Below are 16,832 nucleotides of genomic sequence, written 5' to 3' on the forward strand. Positions count from 1 at the left end.
GTGTCGGCGAGCACGGGCGCTTCGGCGCAGCTTGAGACCTTGAGCAGGTCCGGGCTGCGCCGGGTGCTCGCGATCTTGTGCGTCACGCAGATCACCAGCTGGGGGATCCTCTACTACGCCTTCCCGGTGCTCGCGCCGGACATCAGCCGCGACACGGGCTGGCCGACGACAGCGGTCGTCGCCGCGCTGTCCGGAGCACAGCTCGTCACGGCCCTGGCCGGGATTCCGGTCGGGCGGTGGCTGGACCGGCGCGGGCCCCGTGCCGTGATGGCCACCGGCTCGGTGCTGGGGGTGCTGGCGCTGGTGGCGATCGCGACGGCGCAGAACCTCGCCTGGTTCGTCGCCGCGTGGGCGGTGGCGGGGGCGGCGATGAGCGGGGTGCTGTATCCGCCGGCGTTCGCGGCGTTGACCCGCTGGTACGGGCCGCGGCGAGTGTCCGCCCTGACAGTCCTCACGCTGGCCGGGGGCCTGGCGAGCACCGTGTTTGCCCCGCTCACCGCGCTGCTGGCCGCGCACCTGGACTGGCGCCACACCTACCTGGTGCTCGCGCTCGTCCTGGCGGCGATCACCATCCCGTTGCACGCGTGGGGGTTGAAGGGTCCGTGGCCGGAGGCCGGGCCGCCGCTAGCGGAGCACGTCGAGCACAGCGATCCGCGCGCGATCGCCCGCAGCGGCGCGTTCCGTGTGCTCGTGGTCGCGCTTAGCCTGGCGACGTTCTCGGCGTTCGCGGTCGTGGTGAACCTGGTGCCGTTGCTGACCGAACGCGGCGTCAGTCCCGGGATCGCGGCAGTCGCGCTCGGGCTCGGCGGCGGCGGGCAGGTGCTGGGCCGGCTCGGCTACGGCACGCTGTCGCGGCGCACCAGCGTCCGCGCCCGCACCGGGGTGATCCTGCTGGCCACCTCGGTCACCACTGCGTTGCTGTCGATGCTGACCTCGGTGGTCGCGTTGATCGGCGCGGCGGTGGTGGCGGGGATGGCCCGTGGGGTGTTCACCCTGTTGCAGGCGACGGCGATCACCGACCGCTGGGGCGCTGTCCACTATGGACGGCTCAACGGGCTCATGTCGGCGCCGATGACCGTCACCATGGCGCTGGCCCCGTTTGCGGGCGCCGCGTTCGCCGGCGTGCTCGGCGGCTACGCCCACGCCTTCCTCGTCCTCGCCGCGGTCAACACCGTAGCCGCTGCGCTGGCCATGGCCGGCAATCCTCGAACGTCAACTGGGAGAACATCATGAGCGAGCACGACGCGATCGTCATCGGCGGCGGCCAAGCCGGCCTCGCCGCCGTCCGCGCCCTGCAGAATCGCGGCCTGCGGCCGGTCGTCCTCGAAGCCGGCGCCGACCCGGTCGGCTCGTGGCCGCGCTACTACGACAGCCTCACCCTGTTCTCGCCCGCCCGCTACAGCGGGCTGCCCGGACTGCCGTTCCCCGGCGATCCTGAGCACTACCCGCACCGCGACGAGGTCGTCGACTACCTCCGCGCCTACGCCGGCTGTCTCGACGCCGACATCCGCACCCATCATCGGGTCGACGCGGTGACTCGGGATGGCGGCGTGTTCACCGTCCACAGCACCGGCTCGACGCTGACCGCGCCGGTCGTGATCGCCGCCAGCGGCGGCTTCTCCCGGCCGCATCGGCCCGCGCTGCCCGGGTTGGACACGTTCACCGGCACCGTCCTGCACAGCAGCGACTACCGCGAACCGAGTCGGTTGGCCGGGCAGCGGGTCGTCGTGGTCGGCGCCGGGAACTCCGCGGTCCAGATCGCCACCGAACTCGCCGAGCACGCCCAGGTCACCCTCGCCACCCGCACGCCGATCAAGTTCGCACCCCAGCGGCCGCTGGGCCGCGACGTGCACTTCTGGTCCGCAGCGGTCGGGTTCGACCACCTGCCGATCGGGCACCTGCTGCGCACTCCGCCGCCCTCTCCGGTCAACGACCCCGGGCGCTACCGCGCCGCTGTCCACGCCGGACGCCCGGACCAGCGGCGAATGTTCAGGACTGTCGAGGGCATCGAAGTCGTGTGGGCGGACGGGAAACGAGAGTCCGTCGACACGATCCTGCTGGCCACCGGCTTCCGTCCGGGACTGTCCTACCTGGACTCGATCGGCGCGCTGGACGCGAGCGGACACCCGCGTCACAACCGCGGTCTGTCCACGACCCATTCCGGGCTGGGTTACGTGGGGCTGGAGTGGCAGCGCAGCTTCGCCTCGGCGACTCTGCGCGGCGTCGGGCGGGACGCCGAGTACGTCGTCAAGCGCCTGCCGCTCAGCCGCGACGCCGCTCGCGCGAGGTGCTGCCAGCCTGCTCGCGTGTGACGCGTCGTCAGGCCGGAGCCAGGCCTGGGGCGGCCAGCAGGGCGCTGAGCTGCCCGAGGTCCTTGACGCGGGGCCGGTAGTACACCCAGGTACCGCGGCGTTCACTGTCGACCAGGCCGGCTTCGCGCAGCACCTTCAGGTGGTGGGAGATGGTCGGCCCGGTGAGGTCGAACGCCGCGGTCAGGTCGCAGACGCAGCTCTCGTCCTCGGCCGAGGTGATCAGCGACAGCAGTCGCAGCCGCACCGGGTCGCCCAGGGCTTTGAACGCCTTGGCCAGGTCGACCGCCTGCTCGGCGGTCAGCGGCGCGGCGACCAGCGGTGCGCAGCACCCGTCGGAGATCACCGGCAACTCGATCCTCTGCTTAGTCACACATCTATATTGACATCCATCTAATCCGGCGGCAAACTAGGCCACGTTGATTAGATGGACATCTAGATAGGGCTGCTCATGATCAAGCTGATCCGACGCCTGTTCCGCACCGCCGCAACGGTGGAGTTCTGCGAATCCTGCGCGCAGGTCTGCACCGGCCAATGCCGTGCCGACGCCCTGCTCGACCGGGCCCGCACTCACGCTCTGCTGCTGTCCTCCCGCTTCTGAAACCTCGACCACTGCAAGGAGTTCCGATGACCAGCGAGACGATCGGCGGATTCGCCGGCGACCCAGCCGAGGCCTTCACCCCGCCGGCCTCCAGCGGCTGTTGCGGCACCGCACCCACCACCGCCACGACGGCGACGGCGACGTGCTGCGGTACCACCGAAGCGGCGACCGCGGCCGGTGCCTGCTGCGACCCGGCCGCCAAGGCCGAAGCGGTCGCCGACGGCGCCGGGTGCTGCGGATGACCACGACCCGATCCGCGCCGGCCGTCTCCAGCGACCGGCTGCGGACCACGGTCACCGCGCTGGCCGAGGACCGCTTCACCGGTCGCCGAGTCGGCACCGCGGGCGGGCGCGCGGCCGCTGCCTGGCTCGCCGAGCAGCTGCGGGCGATCGGAGCGACGGTCACCACCGACGAGTTCCCGGTCTCCGGCGTGCGGGAGCTCTACCGCACACCTCAGCTCATCTGGGGCGACCGGACGCTGGTGCACCGCCGGGACTTCGTCGAACACCTCGCCTCCTCCGACCTGCCCGCACTACGCACCGGCGAGCTTGTGCGCGCCGACGCTGACGAGCTGGGTGGTCGTTGGGTGCTCACGCCGGACCTGGGGGTTTCGGCGCGGGCCATCCGCGAGGGCGCGGCGGGTCTGCTGGTGCCGCGCGGGACCGACGAGGCCGGGTGGATGCCGAAGATGATCGCCGGCCCACCGGCCGGCGATCTCCCGGTCCTCGCGGTCCGCACCGAGCTGCACCAGCGCATGACCACCGGCAAGCTGGTCACCGCGTCGATGCCGCTGCACACCATCGACGGCACCGGGTCCAATGTGCACGGCGTCTTGCGAGAACCCGCCCCTGAGGGCTTGAACGTCCTGCTAGCCGCGCACTTCGACGGTGTCGGCGACGACCCGGATCAGCGGCTGCCCGCCGCAGCCGACAACGCCTCCGGCGTCGCCGTCATCCTCGAAGCCGTCCGTCTCCTCGCACCGGCCATGCCCGAGGGCATCGGACTCGTGGTCGCGTTCCTTGATGCCGAGGAAGCCGGAGCGCGCGGCTCCGCCCACCACGCCCCGACCGTCGCGCACGGCACCATGGTGATCAACGTCGATGGCGCCGCCCAGCTCGGCGACGCCGCAGCCGTCGAAGCCGGCGGACCGGCACACACCCTGCTGGCCGCACTCGACCAAGCCGGCCGCGAGACCGGAGTCCCACTGTGCGCCGGGGCCATGGCCTCGGACAACCGCCGCTACGCCGCCGCCGGGTTGCCCGCAGTCGGGATCGGCATGGGCATGCCCGGTTATCAGACCCCGGCCGAGACCGCCGACCGCGTCGAGACGGCCACCCTCGTGGCGGCGACCAACCTGGTCGTCGCCACGGTCCGGCAGCTCCTCGCCCGGCTCACCGGCTGAGGGTGAGCTGTCGCTGATGAAAGGCGAAATGCTGGGCCGGGTAGCGGTAGATGTCGGCCAACGTCATGTAGGACTGGAAGAAGGGGTCCCAGCGGGTCGGGTAGTGCATCCCGCGCGCCAGGTCCGCGTCGTCGGCCCGGTCCATGCTTCGCTGCAGGGACGCGATGATGTGGTCGAGCCAGCGAGCGGCCCGCTCGGGTCCGATCAGGCCACCACCGCACGAGCCGAGGTAGTTGATCGCGTGGAACGGCCGGGTCGCCGCGTTCAGCGTCGCGGCGAACCCGCGGCTCACCGGGTCCGGTAGCCGCCCGAACACGCGGACCAGCACCAGCAGGGCGCGCACGATCTGGTAGCCGAACACCAGATGGAACAACAGCTGCTGGTTGGTCCACCGGGTGCCGTCGGACCGGCGGCGCAGGTCCGTGCTCGTCGCTGCGGCCACCAGCTCGTGGAAGACAACGCGGTCCTGCTCCCACTGCTCGTGCACCATCTGCCGATCCATGGCGCCACCTCCCGGCACGCTCAGTTCCTCCGGGTCCAGCGTCTCACCGCTGAGCTGAGATCGACCTCAGTGGTTCAGCAGCAATGCTCGCCTCGCCACGCTTCACGGCCTTCCTTCACCGCGACCGCGGCGATGACCAGCGCGACGATCGGGTCGGCCCAGGACCAGCCGAACAGCGAGTTGAGCAGCAACCCGACGAGCAGGACACCGGAAAGGTAGGTGCACAACAGCGTCTGCTTCGAGTCCGCGACCGCGCTCGCCGACCCCAGCTCGCGCCCGGCGCGGCGCTGCGCGTAGGACAGAAACGGCATCACCAGCAACGACACCGCGGCGAGCACGATCCCGACCGTCGAGTGCTCCGCCGACTCCGCGCCGAACAGCGACCGCGCCGACTCGACCGTGACATAGGCGGCCAGCGCGAAGAACGACACCGCGATGACCTTCAACGCCGCCTGTTCCCGGGCTTCCGGGTCCTTCCCGGAGAACTGCCACGCCACCGCGGCAGCGGAGGCGACCTCGATCACTGAGTCCAGGCCGAACCCGATCAGCGCCGTGGACGACGCCACCGAACCGGCCGAGATCGCGATGACCGCCTCGATCACGTTGTAGGTGATGGTCGCCCCGACCAGTAGCCGCACTCGTCGGGACAGCACGGCCCGCCGCTGCGCGTCGACCGGAGCGGCCGCTTCCGGCGCGCAGCATCCGTCGGTGCAGCCATCCGATGCGGCGGCCGCGGTCGTCCACGGCAATTCGGTGCGCCTGTCGATGTCCCCGCTCATCGGTCCACCACCGCCGGCTGCTCGTCATCCACGCACGGTTGCGCGGTGTCGACCGCGAGCACCACCTGCACGAGCTCACTCAGTGCGCGGGCCAGGTGGGCGTCCGCCAGCTCGTAGCGCACTTGGCGACCCTCGTACGTCGCCACGACCAGGCCGCAGCCGCGCAGGCACGCCAGGTGGTTGGACACGTTCGAGCGCGTCAACCCCAGCTCCGTCGCGAGCTGACCGGGGTAGCTCACGCCGTCCAGCAGCGACACGAGGATCTTGCACCGGGTCGGGTCGGCCAAGGCGCGGCCGAGCCGGGCGAGGGCTGCGCCGCGCGTTTCACACGTCAGCATGCATCGGACAATACAGCGCTCACTGTCGTATCAGCAATGGCTGAACAGTTGAGTTCAGTGACCTGCCTCGAGACGGCCGGTGATGTCGGCGACGGCGGCCCGCGCGGTCATGCCGACGCCGATGAGCGTCGCCGAGGCCGGGCCGGTCCAGTCGCCGTAGCCGAGCAGGCGCAGCCGTGGTTCGTCGATCGCACGAGTGCCTTCCGTGGCGATCTGGCCGTCGGAGTTGCGCAGCCGCAACGGGGCCAGGTGGGACAGGGCAGGGCGAAATCCGGTGCACCAGATGACCGCGTCCGCGCGCACCCGGGTGCCGTCGCTCCACATCGGACCGTCTTCGTCGAAGCGGGAGAACATCGGCTTGGCGGTGAGCAGGCCGGCGTCTCTGGCGTGCCGGACCGGGGGCAGCACGACGATGTCGCCGAGTGCGGCGACGCCGCCGGTGTCGGCTCCGCCTCGGTCGAGTGCCCGGCGGCGCCGCGTGGCCGCGTCGAACAAGGCGTGCCCGTCGACCTCGTCAGGCAAGTAGCGAGGTGGACGGCGGGTGATCCAGGTGAGCTCGGCCGTCTCGGCGAGGTCGGCGGCGATCTGCGCTCCGGAGTTTCCGCCGCCCACGACGGCCACGCGCTGTCCGGCGAACTCGGCTGCGGTCCGGTAGTCGACGGTGTGCAACTGTCGGCCGGCGAAGCTGCCCGGCACCAGCGGCAGGCGCGGGCGCCACCAGGTGCCGGTCGCGCTGATGACCGCGCCGGCCGACCAGACTCCCGAGTCGGTCGTCACCTGCAGACCACCGGCCGTCCGGGACACCGCAGTCACCGTTTCGGACCGACGGATCGGCAGTTCGTAGCGCTTCTCGTAGGCGGCGAGGTAGTCGACGACGTGCCCGGCCGGCGGGTACCACTCGCTCGGGTAGGGCGGCATGGGCCAGCCCGGCAGGGAGCTGAACTGGGCCGGGGAGAACAGGCGTAGCGAGTCCCAGCCGTGCTGCCAGGCGCCGCCGGGTGTGGCTTGGGCGTCGAGGATGACGAAGTCGAGCCCGGCGCGGCGCAGGTAGTAGCCCGCGGCGAGGCCGGCTTGGCCGCCGCCGATGACCACCACCTGCGTCGAGGACGTCACTGCGGTTGCGAGGTCTTCTCGACCCAGCGTTTGCGAAGCCACAAGCTGACGTAAACCAGTCCGACGAGGACCGGGACCTCGATCAGCGGGCCGACTACCCCGGCCAACGCCTGGCCAGAGGTCACACCGAACACGCCGATCGCGACCGCGATCGCGAGTTCGAAGTTGTTGCCCGCGGCGGTGAACGCCAGCGTCGTCGTCCGCGCGTACGACAGCCCGGACGCCTTGCCCAGCAGGTAGCCGCCGCCCCACATGATCGCGAAGTAGGCCAGCAGCGGCAGTGCGATCCGGGCGACGTCCAGCGGCCGGGAGGTGATCGTCTCGCCCTGTAACGCGAACAGCACGACGATGGTGAACAGCAGCCCGTAGAGCGCGACCGGGCCGATCTTCGGCAGGAACTTTCCCTCGTACCACTCGCGGCCCTTGCGGAGCTCGCCGATCCGGCGCGACAGGTAGCCCGCGGCCAGCGGGATGCCGAGGAAGATCACGACGGACAGCGCGATCTCCCAGGGCGAGAAGGAGACGCTGGTCGTGTCGAGGCCGAGCCAGCCGGGCAGCAGGTCGAGGTAGAACCAGCCGAGCACGCCGAACATGATCACCTGGAACACGGAGTTCAGCGCGACCAGCACCGCGGCGGCTTCGCGGTCGCCGCAGGCGAGGTCGTTCCAGATGATGACCATGGCGATGCAGCGGGCGAGGCCGACGATGATCAGCCCGGTCCGGTACTCCGGCAAGTCGGGCAGGAGCAGCCACGCGAGGGCGAACATCAGCGCTGGGCCGAGGATCCAGTTCAGCAGCAGCGACAGGACCATGGTGCGTCGGTCGCGGGTGACGGTGTCGAGCTTGTCGTAGCGGACCTTGGCCAGCACCGGGTACATCATCAGCAGCAGCCCGAGCGCGATCGGCAGTGACACCTGGCCGATCTTCACGGCTTCGAGCACGCCTTGCAGGCCGGGGATCACACTGCCGAGGCCCAGTCCGACGGCCATCGCGGCGATGATCCACACCGGAAGGAAGCGGTCCAGGAAGGACAGTCTGTGCAGGACGTCGGCGTCGGCCGGGGTGGCGGTCTTGTCGGCGGTCTCGGTCACGGACCGTGCCTCCAGAAGTAGGTCGTCGGGTGGGTCAGGCGTCGAGGAGTTCAGCGAGCAGGGCGCGGACGCGGCGATCGATCTCGTCACGGATCGGGCGAACGGCGTCGACGCCTTGGCCGGCCGGGTCGTCCAGCGGCCAGTCCAGGTAGCGCTTGCCGGGGAAGATCGGGCAGGCGTCGCCGCAGCCCATGGTGATGACGACGTCGGAGGCTTCGACGTCCTCGGTGGACAGCTTGGTCGGCACCTCGGCGGCGATGTCCAGGCCCCACTCGGCGAGCGCGTCGGCGGCGGCGGGGTTGACCTTGTCGGCCGGTTCGGAGCCGGCGGAGCGCACGGCGATCCGGCCGAGCGCGTGGTGCTGCAGCAGCGCGGCGGCCATCTGGGAGCGGCCGGCGTTGTGCACGCAGACGAACAGCACTTCGGGAGTGCGGGACATGGAGGATCCTTTCGAGGTCGTCAGGGGTGGTTGCTGAGCTCGTCGAGCAGCCCGCGGACGTGGCGGTCGATCTCGTCCCGGATCCGGCGGACCATGTGCAGCGGCTCGCCGTCCGGGTCGGGGATGTCCCAGTCCAGGTAGCGTTTGCCCGGGTAGATCGCGCACGCGTCGCCGCAGCCCAGGGTGATCACCACGTCGGAGGCGCGCAGCACCTCGTCGGTCAGCGGCTTCGGGTAGGCAGCCTTCAGCGGGACGTGCAGCTCCCGCAGCGCCCCGGTGATGATGTCCGGAATCTCGCCCTTGGGCTGCGAGCCGGCCGAGCGGACGGTGACCCGGCCGAAGGCGTGGTGGTTCAGCAGGGCCGCGGCCATCTGCGAGCGGCCGACGTTGTGGACGCAGAGGAACAGCACCTGCGGCACGGTCACCTGGGTCAGCCCTTCGGCCCGGCCGAGGGCGACCAGCCGCTCGCGGGCGAACCGGGCGGTCAGGGCGGGCAGGTGGACGGTGATCGTCGCGTTCTCGGCGAGCAGGTCGTAGGTCTCGCGCACGAACAGCTCGACCGTTTCGCGGCCGAAGACGCCGTGGAAGCGATCAGCCAGCTCGTCGGCGATGCGGTCCAGCTGCAGTCCGACCTCGCGTGCGGGCAGGCCGTCCGTGGCGTGCGTCATGGGGCTCTCCTCGAGCGAACCGGCTTGGATCGAAGTCTGCCGATGCAATTGAAGACGCTTGGATCGACTCTTGTCAATCCAGCTGAGGTACGATCGACCACACCGAGGCCGCCAAGCTGACGAGGAGGTGCCGTGGCTGCGCACGACGGTCATGTCCGGTCGAACCCGGTCGCGGTGACCCTCCTGCTGACCGAGCCGGCCGCGGTCGTGAGCGACACCGAAGCCGAGACGGCCGCGAAGCTGTTCAAGGCCCTGTCCGACCCGGTCCGGATCCGGCTCGTGTCCCTCATCCGGCACTCACCCGGCGGCGAAGCGTGCTTCTGCGACCTCGCCGAGGACTTCGACATGCCCCAGCCTTCACTCAGTCACCACCTGCGGGTCCTCGTCTCCGCCGGCCTGCTCACCCGCGAGCGCCGAGGCACCTGGAGCTGGTACAGCCTCGTGCCTAAGCCGCTGGAAACCCTTGGGCTCCTCCTTCGCGAAGGTGGCCCGCTCGCGGATCGTCCGGCGCCGCTCTCCGACGACGAACGTGCTAGCCGCTGCTAAGTGGCTGCGTCAAGCGGATGTACTGATGTCCTCATCGCCCTCGAACACCTGATCGCCGCAGGAACAGTCCCGAGGTCCTCGATTTCGGCGCGATGGAGAAGTCCAGGTAGGCGTGGCGACGGCCAGTAGGGGGCAAGCCGCTAGTCACGATGTGCAGCGGGAGCTGGAAGGGCACTGGGCGGTCAGGGTCGGGTCCTGGCCGGGTGTCGATCGACAACGTTCCGGGCCAGAAGCGACGGCTGACCGGTATCCGGTCAAGGTTTTGTGTCGCAACGAGCCCGACTCTTCGTCTGGCTGTTCGTCAACGGTTGTAGTCGCGTCCTGCGGTGCTGTCGAGCAGATTGCCGAAGATGTGTCGGGCGAGTTGTTCGGCGTGGGCGCTGCTGATGATGTCGCCGGGGACGTCGGGGTGCGTCGCGACCCAGGTCTGTCCGGCGGCTTGGTTCGGGAAGGCGTTGAGGTAGCCGCAGCAGACGTCCGCGGACGGACCGGCATCGGCCTGCCCGCCAAGGAAGACGACGGCCGTGGCCGGGTTCCATGTGGTCCGGCCGCCGGTGACGGTCACCGTGATCGGCTGTTCGGTGGCCGGGTCGGTGGTGGTGATGACGGCGTCAGTGTTGAGCATGGCCGGGATGCCCAGGGCATCGATCACGCACATCGCGTCGACCACCGGTCCTACGGGGAGCTGGACATGGTGTCCAGTGGGCACTGCCGAGAACGGGTACGCCGCGCGGATCCGACCGTCGGGGCCGAGCCGGATGACGTCGCGTTCGTGTAGCCGCTGCAGCAGGTCTGCGGCAGGGACCCCGAACGATGCCGCGATCTGTTCCAACGACGCCGGTTCCGGTGCGGCGCCGGTGGCCGCGAAGCTGCGGAGAACGGCTTGGTGGATCGCTCGTTCAGCGGGGTCCGCCGGGGTCGCGCGCGCACGCCAGTCCCGCAACGACGCCTGCGGGACACTCGGGTGGCTGGCCGACGGACAGCACTGCCCAGCGTGGTTCTGGGGCTCGGTGCCGGTGTGGTCTTGCAGGACCTGGCGCAGGGCAGCGGCCGTGGGAGCTCCGGAGATCCGGCCGTCGGTGTCGCGGTACAGGCGGCACGACACGCTGGGAGCACTGCCCGGTTCGGCGAAGGGGTCGATGCCGTCCAGGAGCAGGGTCGGCGAGCCGGTCATGCCCGTCACGGTGGCGGTGTCGAGGTCGCCTACGAGGGTGTGGGTGATCGTGTGGCGGCCGGCTGCGGGGTCGTCCTCGAGGGCCTGCTTGAGCCGGTCGGCGAGGAGCGGGACGTTGGGGCAGTCAGGCACGTGCAGGATGTCGATCTTCATCGGGCGGGTCTCCGTGGCTGTACCGGGTGGGTCCACGGTCATGGTCGACCCTGTACCCGGCTACCGAGTCAAGCCCGAGCAGAACCGGACGGCAACTCGGCCGACGCCGGCCTCCACCCCGGCAGGAGCCGGGCAGCACGGCGACCCGGGCCTGAGGTTGAGCATGTACCCGAGTACAGGGTGATGATGGATCGGTGCGGACGAGTGAGCTGGCCGGTGAGGCCGAGGTGAACGCGCAGACGCTGCGCTACTACGAGCGTCGGGGCCTGCTGCCGGAGCCGCCGCGCTCGCCGGCGGGCTATCGGGCGTATCCGCCGGAGGCGGTGCGGACGGTGCGGTTCATCAAGCGTGCTCAGCTGCTGGGTTTCACGCTGGACGAGGTCGCGGAGTTGCTGGGCTTGGCGGCCGGTGGTCCGGAGGGGTGTGACACGGTCCGGGAGCTGGCCGGGGACCGGATGGCCGATCTGGATCGCCGGATCGCCGCGCTGGTGGGTATGCGATCGGCGCTGGCCCGGCTGGTGGAGACGTGCGAGATGCCGCGCCCGCGGCGGGAGTGCCCGATCCTGCTCGAGATCGATCTCGCGGCGTCCGACACGGCGGCCGAGGGGCCGGTCTGATGGGTCTTCAGTGGATGTGAGCGTCGTCCGGTTCACGGCGGCGTGTTCGCCGGGCAGGATGGAGGCCGGGCGGGTCGCGCTGCCGGGTGATGGCGTGGTCTGCTCAGTTGGGTGGTGAGCGGGCCAGAGTCACGCTGGCCCGCTCACCACGTCGCCACAACGGGCGACGGTGTCGTGATCAGCAGCCGCAGTTGCCGTCCACGGTCGTCACGCACACTGCGGGTTCCGCAGTGCCGCCGAGGGTCTCGTCGAGCTCGACCTCGGTGATCTCGGGAAGTTCCTGGATCTCCATATATGTCACCTCCTTTGCGTGTCGTGGTGGTTCCCCGTTGTCGGGGAGTCGAGGGCGACCGCCCGTTCCGGCACCGAGTCGCCGGGCATCGAGTGGTCGGGCACGGGGGTGCTGGGGTCGAGTTGGGCGGCGACCAAGTCGGCGTAGCGGCCGCCGCGGGCCAGCAGTTCGTCGTGGGTTCCGGTCTCGGCGACTCGGCCTTGGTCGAGGACGATGATCTGGTCGGCGTCGCGGACGGTACTGAGCCGGTGGGCGATGATGATCTGGCTGCACGGCTGGGTGGCGAGGCGCTCGTGCACGAGACGTTCGGTGCGCGCGTCGAGGTTGCTGGTGGCCTCGTCCAGCAGCAGCACCGTCGGGCGCTGCGCGAGCGCGCGGGCCAGGGCGAGGCGCTGGCGTTGCCCGCCGGACAGGCCGGCGCCGCGTTGGGCGAGGTGGGTGGCGTAGCCGTTGGGCATGGCCATGATTTCCTCGTGCAGGCACGCGGTGCGGGCCGCCTGTTCGATCTCGGCGCGGGGCATGCCGGGGTCGTGCAGGGCGATGTTTTCGGCGACGGTGCCGCTGAACAGGAACGGGTCTTGCAGCACCACCCCGAACTGGGACCGCAGCAGCTGCGGGTCAAGGGTGTCGACGGGGTGCCCGTCGATGCGGATCACGCCGTCGCTGGGCGGGTAGAGGCCCAGCAGCAGCATGCCGAGGGTGGTTTTGCCGGATCCGGTGGCGCCGACGATCGCGACGCGCTGGCCGGGTTCGACGGTGAGGGTGACCTCGTGCAGGACCGGCGGGCTGTAGGGGTCGTACCGGAATCCGACGGCGTCCAGACTGACCTGCCCGCGCGGCCGGAATCCGCCGGCCGGGTGGCCGAGCACGGGTTCGGGTGGGGTGTCGAGCACGTCGGCGAGGCGGTGCAGCTGCGCGCCGGCGAGCTGCAGGCGTTGCGCGTTGGCGGCGACGGAGGCGAGTGGGGTGACGATCGCGGTGGCCAGCCAGGCGACGGCCAGCATGGTGCCGGGGCTCATCGTGCCGGCCTCCACCCGCTGGACGCACAACCACAGCACCAGCAGCGGGGTCACGAACCGCAGCGTGGTCGTCGCGGCGTCGATCACCGCGGCGAGGTAGCTGCGCCGCAGGGTGACGGTGATCCACTGGGTGAGCAATCCGGTGATCCGCTGCATCGCCCGGTCCTCGGCGGCCGCGGCTTTCAGCGTGGTGATGCCTTGCAGCAGCTCGACCAGGTAGCCCTGAGCCTCGGACTGGCTGGACAGGTCCAGCGCCATCCGTTCGCGGACCCGGCCGGTGGTCGACCACAGCAGGCCGACCACGGCCACGATCACCGCCAGCACCGCGAGCGCGAGGGTGACGTCGACGACGAACAGGACGGCCAGATAGGTCAGCACCAGGACCGCGTCGAGAACCGCGGACAGCGTTTGGCTGGTCATCAGATCCCGCAGCAACGCGATGGTGCCGAAGCGGGTCACGATGTCGCCGGTGCTGCGGTGCTCGAAGTACCGCAGCGGCAGCCGCAGCAGATGCGCGGTGAACCCGAGCAGCGCATGGGTGTCCAGCCGGCCCTGCAACCGGACCAGCAACGCCGAGCGCACCAGACCGGTGACCAGCTGCGCGAGCGCGGCGGCGGCGATCCCGGCGCCGAGCAGCGGCAGCAGCGACGCCGCGTTCAGCTGCGCCATGTCGTCGACCACGATCTTGGTGGCCAGCGGCATCGCCACGACCAGCAGCTGGGTGAGCACGGTGACCAGCAGCACCTGGGCCAGCAACCGGCCGGTGCCGGGCAACGCGAGCAACGACCGCAGGTACCGGCGCGCGAACGGTTCCGGCCGGGCGGTGGCCGGAGTGACGCCGGTGCCGGGCCGGATTTGCAGGACGGCTTTGCCGAGCTTGCTGTCGAATTCGGCCCGGGTCAGCCGTCGCCGGCCGAGCTGGGGGTCCACCACCCGGGCGGCGCGGGCGGTGAGCCGTTCGACGACGACGAAGTGGTTGCCCTCCCAATGCGCGATGACCGGCATCGGCACCCGCTCCAGGACCTCGGCGGTCGCAGGATGGCCGCTGGCGGTCATGCCCAGATGCCGGGCCGCGCGGACCATCGCGCCCGCGCTGATGCCGTCGCGCCCGACCGGGCACGCGGCCCGCACGTCGTGCAGCGACGCGGGGTGCGCCCGGTGCGCGAGCAGCATTGCCAGGCACGCGACCCCGCACTCGGCGCGGCTGGCCTGCAGCACCACCGGCACCCGCACCCGCTGCCAACGGCGCGCGCCGCGCGGGCCCGCAGGCCGGGAGGCGCCGGCGGGGTCCTTCTCGACGACGGTGTCGGTGGCGGTCATAGGTGTGTCCCGATCGCGACCGCGATCGTCGCGAGGCCTGCCAGGACCAGGGCCAGCGCCGTCCAGGCCCACCGCATGCTCGCCGGCCGCACGGGGCGAGGCAGCAGTGACAATTCGCCGTGGCGCAGCCAGTTCCAGCCCTGCTCACCCAGTACGAGGCGGCCGGTTGTCGACTGGTTCACCGGGCGTCCGCGGTGTCGATGGCGGGATCGCGCAACGCGGCGGCTGAAAGCGGTTGCGGTGCGGCGTCGTCGAGACTGATCACCAGCCCGAGCGCGCGCATCGCCTCCACGTTGATGGAGAAGTAGGCCCAGATGCCGCGCTGCTGACGGTTGACCAGACCGGCGCCCACCAGCAGCTTGAGGTGGTGGCTGATGGTGGATTGCGGCATCCCCATCGCGACCTGCAGGTCGTAGGCGCAGACCGCGAACCGGCTGCCCAGCAGCAGGTTCATCAACTGGACTCGGGTCGGGTGCGCCAGTGCTTTGAACACGCTCGACAGCTGGGTGGCCTGGTCATGTGACAGCCGCGGAGTCGTCAGCGGAATGCTGCAGTGCGGGGCGCATTCCACCGTTTCGGCATCCATTCCGGCGGATTCCGCAGTGCTCGCGGATCGTCGTTCGGAATCCGGTGCCGCGGCCGGCAGTTCGTTGCGCATTCGCACCCCCAGATCGATGATCGTCGTTCTACTTACACATCAACGTTCTTCGATGTGACTGACAGTAGAACGCCGCGCCCGTGTGCGCAATCCTCTCTTCCTGCATTCCTTCAGCACGGGAAGAGGATCGCGCACACGGGCCTCGACGGGGTCAGGCGAACTGGGCCTTGTGCCCTTCATAGAACGACCGCATGCCGGCGTTGGCCGTGACTGCGGACTCGATCGCGGCCGTCAGCTCCTCGATCTTGTCGCCGGGTACCGCGGCGAGCAGACGGTCGTCGCCGATCCCGGTGAAGGTGCGCATACCGATGCAGCCCAACGCCATCTTCGGCTCCTGGCCCGCCACGGCCAGCGGCAAGGCGGTGCAGCCGGGACGGCCGGAGACCGAGCCCGGTGCCGACGCCGTCCAGCTGGCGTTGCCGGTGGCCTCGTTGTAGATCATGGCCTGGGAGGGTGTCAGCCACATCAGCACCACGTCCGCGGCGACCGGCAGCTCGGCCAGCGGGCCGTAGACCACGCCGGTGCCTTTCTTTGTCATGGCTGGGATGTTGGCGACCTCGGCCATGTCGAGGTACTGCGCGTCGCACATCGACTGGACCAGCCCGCCCAGCTGGGCTTGGACTTCTTCGGGCAGGTCGAAGCCCATCACGTGCGAGCCGACCGGACAGTTGAAGTGCTGCGCGGCGCTGGCGTAGAAGACCCCTTTCTCGGCCTCGCGCCAGAAGGTGCAGCTCGAGGGGACCGCGTGCTCGGCGGCGGCGATGCCCTCGGGCGGGCCCTCGACCATGGCCAGCGCGACTGGAGGTTGTTCCAGGCCCAGCAATTCGATGAGTTTGGTGGCCAGTTCAGGATGACTCACGACGTGTTCCTTCCAGTGCGGGTGATGGACGCGGCGTCGTTCACCGCCGCAAACCCACAGGAAAGAACCCCGATTGCCCGTGCCCGACGGCTGCGGCTGTCGCGTTCTGCACAGCCCGCACCCCTCAGCGCACGCGTCACCAAAGCAGTTCCCCCGGTGGTTGTCACGTCGCGACGAGAACCCGGCACGCACCGTGGCCGAGTGTTCTCCTGCTGGCACAACGCCCGACACCCGCCAAGCGAGTACTTTCCCGGCTCGTGCTTTTGTCGGTGATCAACCAATAGTGACCGGTTGCATCGAAGCTGCGGCCATTACGGTGAGCTGATTCAGCCATTCGCTCTATGCGCAAGAAGGGGACATCGACGACTCCGGCTCACCGTGCGAGTCCGCTCGGCCTACGTCGCGAAACCCTGGGGGCTATCTCAACGCGTTTCTTAACGCCTCCGGCCGGACTGGACGCCGGCCACCGCAGCTTCGCCACCTGGCTTCGACGTGGAGGTACCGCCTGCCGCCGCTTCGCCAAGTCCCACCCGCACGGTTGGCCCTACCGCCAGCAAGGGTGGATGCTGGAACAGCAACTGCGTTCGGAGGTCGGCCATGACAGTGCACCCGCACCACGAGGCGCCGCCCCCACGCCAGCCGACGTGCTGGTGCTGCGGTGCCGAACGACCAGACCAGGAGCTGGTGCACCTCGGCAACCACCCCGAAGTCGGGATCTGCATCCGCTGCGCTCGCTGGGTCCAACGCCGCGCCGCGGAACTCGAGGACGCCCACGCCCCGAGCGTCGCCACCCGTCTCCGCACTGCCATCCGCACGGCACGAAACGCCGTCATCCGCAGGGGCTGGCACCAGCACGGCCCGCTCGGCACACTCCTGCGCCGCATCGACCGCCACCTGCCCTGACGCGCGCTGCTGCGCGCTCAACAAGCACGCCGACGACGACGGCTTCGCC

At 70.3% G+C, this 16,832-nt stretch carries 20 protein-coding genes and 2 pseudogenes; 8 read left to right on the top strand and 14 right to left on the bottom strand.

Features of this window, described 5'->3' with window-relative positions:
* Positions 1-39 precede the first annotated feature (39 nt).
* Entirely contained in the window at positions 40-1,233 is a 1,194-nt protein-coding gene (locus ACZ7OH_RS28200) for an MFS transporter (protein ID WP_470283568.1), read from the top strand.
* Positions 1,230-2,312, top strand: a complete 1,083-nt coding sequence (locus ACZ7OH_RS28205; protein WP_470283569.1) for a flavin-containing monooxygenase — start codon at positions 1,230-1,232, stop codon at positions 2,310-2,312. Before ACZ7OH_RS28200 ends, ACZ7OH_RS28205 begins: the two co-directional genes overlap by 4 nt.
* 7 nt (positions 2,313-2,319) lie before the next feature.
* Here the strand turns inward: ACZ7OH_RS28205 and ACZ7OH_RS28210 are convergent, their stop codons facing one another.
* Complete coding sequence (locus ACZ7OH_RS28210; RefSeq protein ID WP_470283570.1) at positions 2,320-2,682, bottom strand: ArsR/SmtB family transcription factor; 363 nt, start codon at positions 2,680-2,682, stop codon at positions 2,320-2,322.
* Positions 2,683-2,760: 78 nt separating this feature from the next.
* Between ACZ7OH_RS28210 and ACZ7OH_RS28215 the strand changes: the two genes are divergently transcribed.
* Genes ACZ7OH_RS28215 through ACZ7OH_RS28225 form a run of 3 tightly spaced genes read left to right on the top strand, consistent with a single transcriptional unit; the run spans position 2,761 to position 4,312 of the window.
* A complete protein-coding gene (locus ACZ7OH_RS28215; protein ID WP_470283571.1) occupies positions 2,761-2,910 on the top strand; it encodes a hypothetical protein in 150 nt (49 codons plus the stop codon).
* Positions 2,911-2,936: 26 nt separating this feature from the next.
* Complete coding sequence (locus tag ACZ7OH_RS28220; RefSeq protein ID WP_470283572.1) at positions 2,937-3,152, top strand: hypothetical protein; 216 nt, start codon at positions 2,937-2,939, stop codon at positions 3,150-3,152.
* Positions 3,149-4,312, top strand: coding sequence for a M28 family metallopeptidase (locus tag ACZ7OH_RS28225; protein ID WP_470283573.1), 1,164 nt, complete (start codon positions 3,149-3,151; stop codon positions 4,310-4,312). The genes ACZ7OH_RS28220 and ACZ7OH_RS28225 overlap by 4 nt, the downstream gene beginning before the upstream one ends.
* On the opposite strand, the gene ACZ7OH_RS28230 is transcribed toward ACZ7OH_RS28225, so the two are convergent.
* The 7 genes from ACZ7OH_RS28230 to ACZ7OH_RS28260 form a co-directional block, all read right to left on the bottom strand.
* Entirely contained in the window at positions 4,302-4,814 is a 513-nt protein-coding gene (locus tag ACZ7OH_RS28230) for a DinB family protein (RefSeq protein WP_470283574.1), read from the bottom strand. The two genes, ACZ7OH_RS28225 and ACZ7OH_RS28230, sit on opposite strands and share 11 nt — an antisense overlap.
* 74 nt (positions 4,815-4,888) lie before the next feature.
* The gene (locus ACZ7OH_RS28235; RefSeq protein ID WP_470283575.1) at positions 4,889-5,593 is read right to left on the bottom strand and encodes a cation efflux transmembrane domain-containing protein; all 705 of its coding nucleotides are present in this window, start codon (positions 5,591-5,593) and stop codon (positions 4,889-4,891) included.
* Positions 5,590-5,931 carry a Cd(II)/Pb(II)-sensing metalloregulatory transcriptional regulator CmtR gene (gene cmtR / locus ACZ7OH_RS28240; RefSeq protein ID WP_470283576.1) on the bottom strand — a complete coding sequence of 114 codons (342 nt, stop codon included), beginning with the start codon at positions 5,929-5,931 and terminating at the stop codon, positions 5,590-5,592. The genes ACZ7OH_RS28235 and cmtR overlap by 4 nt, the downstream gene beginning before the upstream one ends.
* 54 nt (positions 5,932-5,985) lie before the next feature.
* Positions 5,986-7,044, bottom strand: a complete 1,059-nt coding sequence (locus tag ACZ7OH_RS28245) for an ArsO family NAD(P)H-dependent flavin-containing monooxygenase (RefSeq protein ID WP_470283577.1) — start codon at positions 7,042-7,044, stop codon at positions 5,986-5,988.
* Positions 7,041-8,135, bottom strand: coding sequence for an ACR3 family arsenite efflux transporter (gene arsB, locus ACZ7OH_RS28250; protein ID WP_470283578.1), 1,095 nt, complete (start codon positions 8,133-8,135; stop codon positions 7,041-7,043). Before arsB ends, ACZ7OH_RS28245 begins: the two co-directional genes overlap by 4 nt.
* Positions 8,136-8,169: 34 nt before the next feature.
* Entirely contained in the window at positions 8,170-8,574 is a 405-nt protein-coding gene (locus ACZ7OH_RS28255; protein WP_470283579.1) for an arsenate reductase ArsC, read from the bottom strand.
* 20 nt (positions 8,575-8,594) lie between these two features.
* The gene (locus ACZ7OH_RS28260) at positions 8,595-9,242 is read right to left on the bottom strand and encodes an arsenate reductase ArsC (protein WP_470283580.1); all 648 of its coding nucleotides are present in this window, start codon (positions 9,240-9,242) and stop codon (positions 8,595-8,597) included.
* A 132-nt stretch (positions 9,243-9,374) separates the two neighbouring features.
* On the opposite strand from ACZ7OH_RS28260, the gene ACZ7OH_RS28265 reads away from it, so the two are divergent.
* Complete coding sequence (locus ACZ7OH_RS28265; protein WP_470283581.1) at positions 9,375-9,788, top strand: ArsR/SmtB family transcription factor; 414 nt, start codon at positions 9,375-9,377, stop codon at positions 9,786-9,788.
* 301 nt (positions 9,789-10,089) lie between these two features.
* Here ACZ7OH_RS28265 and ACZ7OH_RS28270 read toward each other — a convergent pair whose 3' ends face one another.
* On the bottom strand, positions 10,090-11,115 hold the full coding sequence (locus ACZ7OH_RS28270) for an alkylmercury lyase family protein (protein ID WP_470283582.1): 1,026 nt from the start codon (positions 11,113-11,115) through the stop codon (positions 10,090-10,092).
* Positions 11,116-11,309: 194 nt separating this feature from the next.
* Here ACZ7OH_RS28270 and ACZ7OH_RS28275 point away from each other — a divergent pair, with 194 nt between their 5' ends.
* Positions 11,310-11,732: a MerR family transcriptional regulator gene (locus ACZ7OH_RS28275; RefSeq protein WP_470283583.1), complete on the top strand. Its 423-nt coding sequence runs from the start codon at positions 11,310-11,312 to the stop codon at positions 11,730-11,732.
* 602 nt (positions 11,733-12,334) lie between these two features.
* Here the strand turns inward: ACZ7OH_RS28275 and ACZ7OH_RS28280 are convergent.
* The 5 genes and pseudogenes from ACZ7OH_RS28280 to ACZ7OH_RS28300 all read right to left on the bottom strand — a co-directional run.
* Positions 12,335-12,917: pseudogene (locus tag ACZ7OH_RS28280) on the bottom strand (ATP-binding cassette domain-containing protein); the annotation flags it as partial.
* Positions 12,918-12,998: 81 nt separating this feature from the next.
* Positions 12,999-14,363 (bottom strand): annotated as a pseudogene (locus ACZ7OH_RS28285) (ABC transporter transmembrane domain-containing protein); the annotation flags it as partial.
* Positions 14,360-14,545, bottom strand: a complete 186-nt coding sequence (locus ACZ7OH_RS28290; protein ID WP_470283584.1) for a hypothetical protein — start codon at positions 14,543-14,545, stop codon at positions 14,360-14,362. The gene ACZ7OH_RS28290 and the pseudogene ACZ7OH_RS28285, both read right to left, overlap by 4 nt.
* Positions 14,542-15,021 (bottom strand): ArsR/SmtB family transcription factor, encoded by a 480-nt coding sequence (locus ACZ7OH_RS28295; protein ID WP_470283585.1) that lies wholly within the window; start codon positions 15,019-15,021, stop codon positions 14,542-14,544. The genes ACZ7OH_RS28290 and ACZ7OH_RS28295 overlap by 4 nt, the downstream gene beginning before the upstream one ends.
* Positions 15,022-15,172: 151 nt before the next feature.
* Positions 15,173-15,880 carry a DUF169 domain-containing protein gene (locus ACZ7OH_RS28300; RefSeq protein ID WP_470283586.1) on the bottom strand — a complete coding sequence of 236 codons (708 nt, stop codon included), beginning with the start codon at positions 15,878-15,880 and terminating at the stop codon, positions 15,173-15,175.
* 597 nt (positions 15,881-16,477) lie between these two features.
* On the opposite strand from ACZ7OH_RS28300, the gene ACZ7OH_RS28305 reads away from it, so the two are divergent.
* Entirely contained in the window at positions 16,478-16,783 is a 306-nt protein-coding gene (locus tag ACZ7OH_RS28305; protein ID WP_470283587.1) for a hypothetical protein, read from the top strand.
* Positions 16,784-16,832: the final 49 nt, after the last annotated feature.

The organism is Amycolatopsis sp. NPDC114478 (assembly GCF_055633805.1).

Coding starts and splice junctions, on each gene's coding strand:
- ACZ7OH_RS28205 (WP_470283569.1), top strand. CDS start 1,230: ATGAGCGAGCACGACGCGATCGTCATCGGCGGCGGCCAAGCCGGCCTC.
- ACZ7OH_RS28215 (WP_470283571.1), top strand. CDS start 2,761: ATGATCAAGCTGATCCGACGCCTGTTCCGCACCGCCGCAACGGTGGAG.
- ACZ7OH_RS28220 (WP_470283572.1), top strand. CDS start 2,937: ATGACCAGCGAGACGATCGGCGGATTCGCCGGCGACCCAGCCGAGGCC.
- ACZ7OH_RS28225 (WP_470283573.1), top strand. CDS start 3,149: ATGACCACGACCCGATCCGCGCCGGCCGTCTCCAGCGACCGGCTGCGG.
- ACZ7OH_RS28230 (WP_470283574.1), bottom strand. CDS start 4,814: ATGGATCGGCAGATGGTGCACGAGCAGTGGGAGCAGGACCGCGTTGTC.
- ACZ7OH_RS28235 (WP_470283575.1), bottom strand. CDS start 5,593: ATGAGCGGGGACATCGACAGGCGCACCGAATTGCCGTGGACGACCGCG.
- cmtR (WP_470283576.1), bottom strand. CDS start 5,931: ATGCTGACGTGTGAAACGCGCGGCGCAGCCCTCGCCCGGCTCGGCCGC.
- ACZ7OH_RS28255 (WP_470283579.1), bottom strand. CDS start 8,574: ATGTCCCGCACTCCCGAAGTGCTGTTCGTCTGCGTGCACAACGCCGGC.
- ACZ7OH_RS28260 (WP_470283580.1), bottom strand. CDS start 9,242: ATGACGCACGCCACGGACGGCCTGCCCGCACGCGAGGTCGGACTGCAG.
- ACZ7OH_RS28270 (WP_470283582.1), bottom strand. CDS start 11,115: ATGAAGATCGACATCCTGCACGTGCCTGACTGCCCCAACGTCCCGCTC.
- ACZ7OH_RS28295 (WP_470283585.1), bottom strand. CDS start 15,021: ATGCGCAACGAACTGCCGGCCGCGGCACCGGATTCCGAACGACGATCC.
- ACZ7OH_RS28305 (WP_470283587.1), top strand. CDS start 16,478: ATGACAGTGCACCCGCACCACGAGGCGCCGCCCCCACGCCAGCCGACG.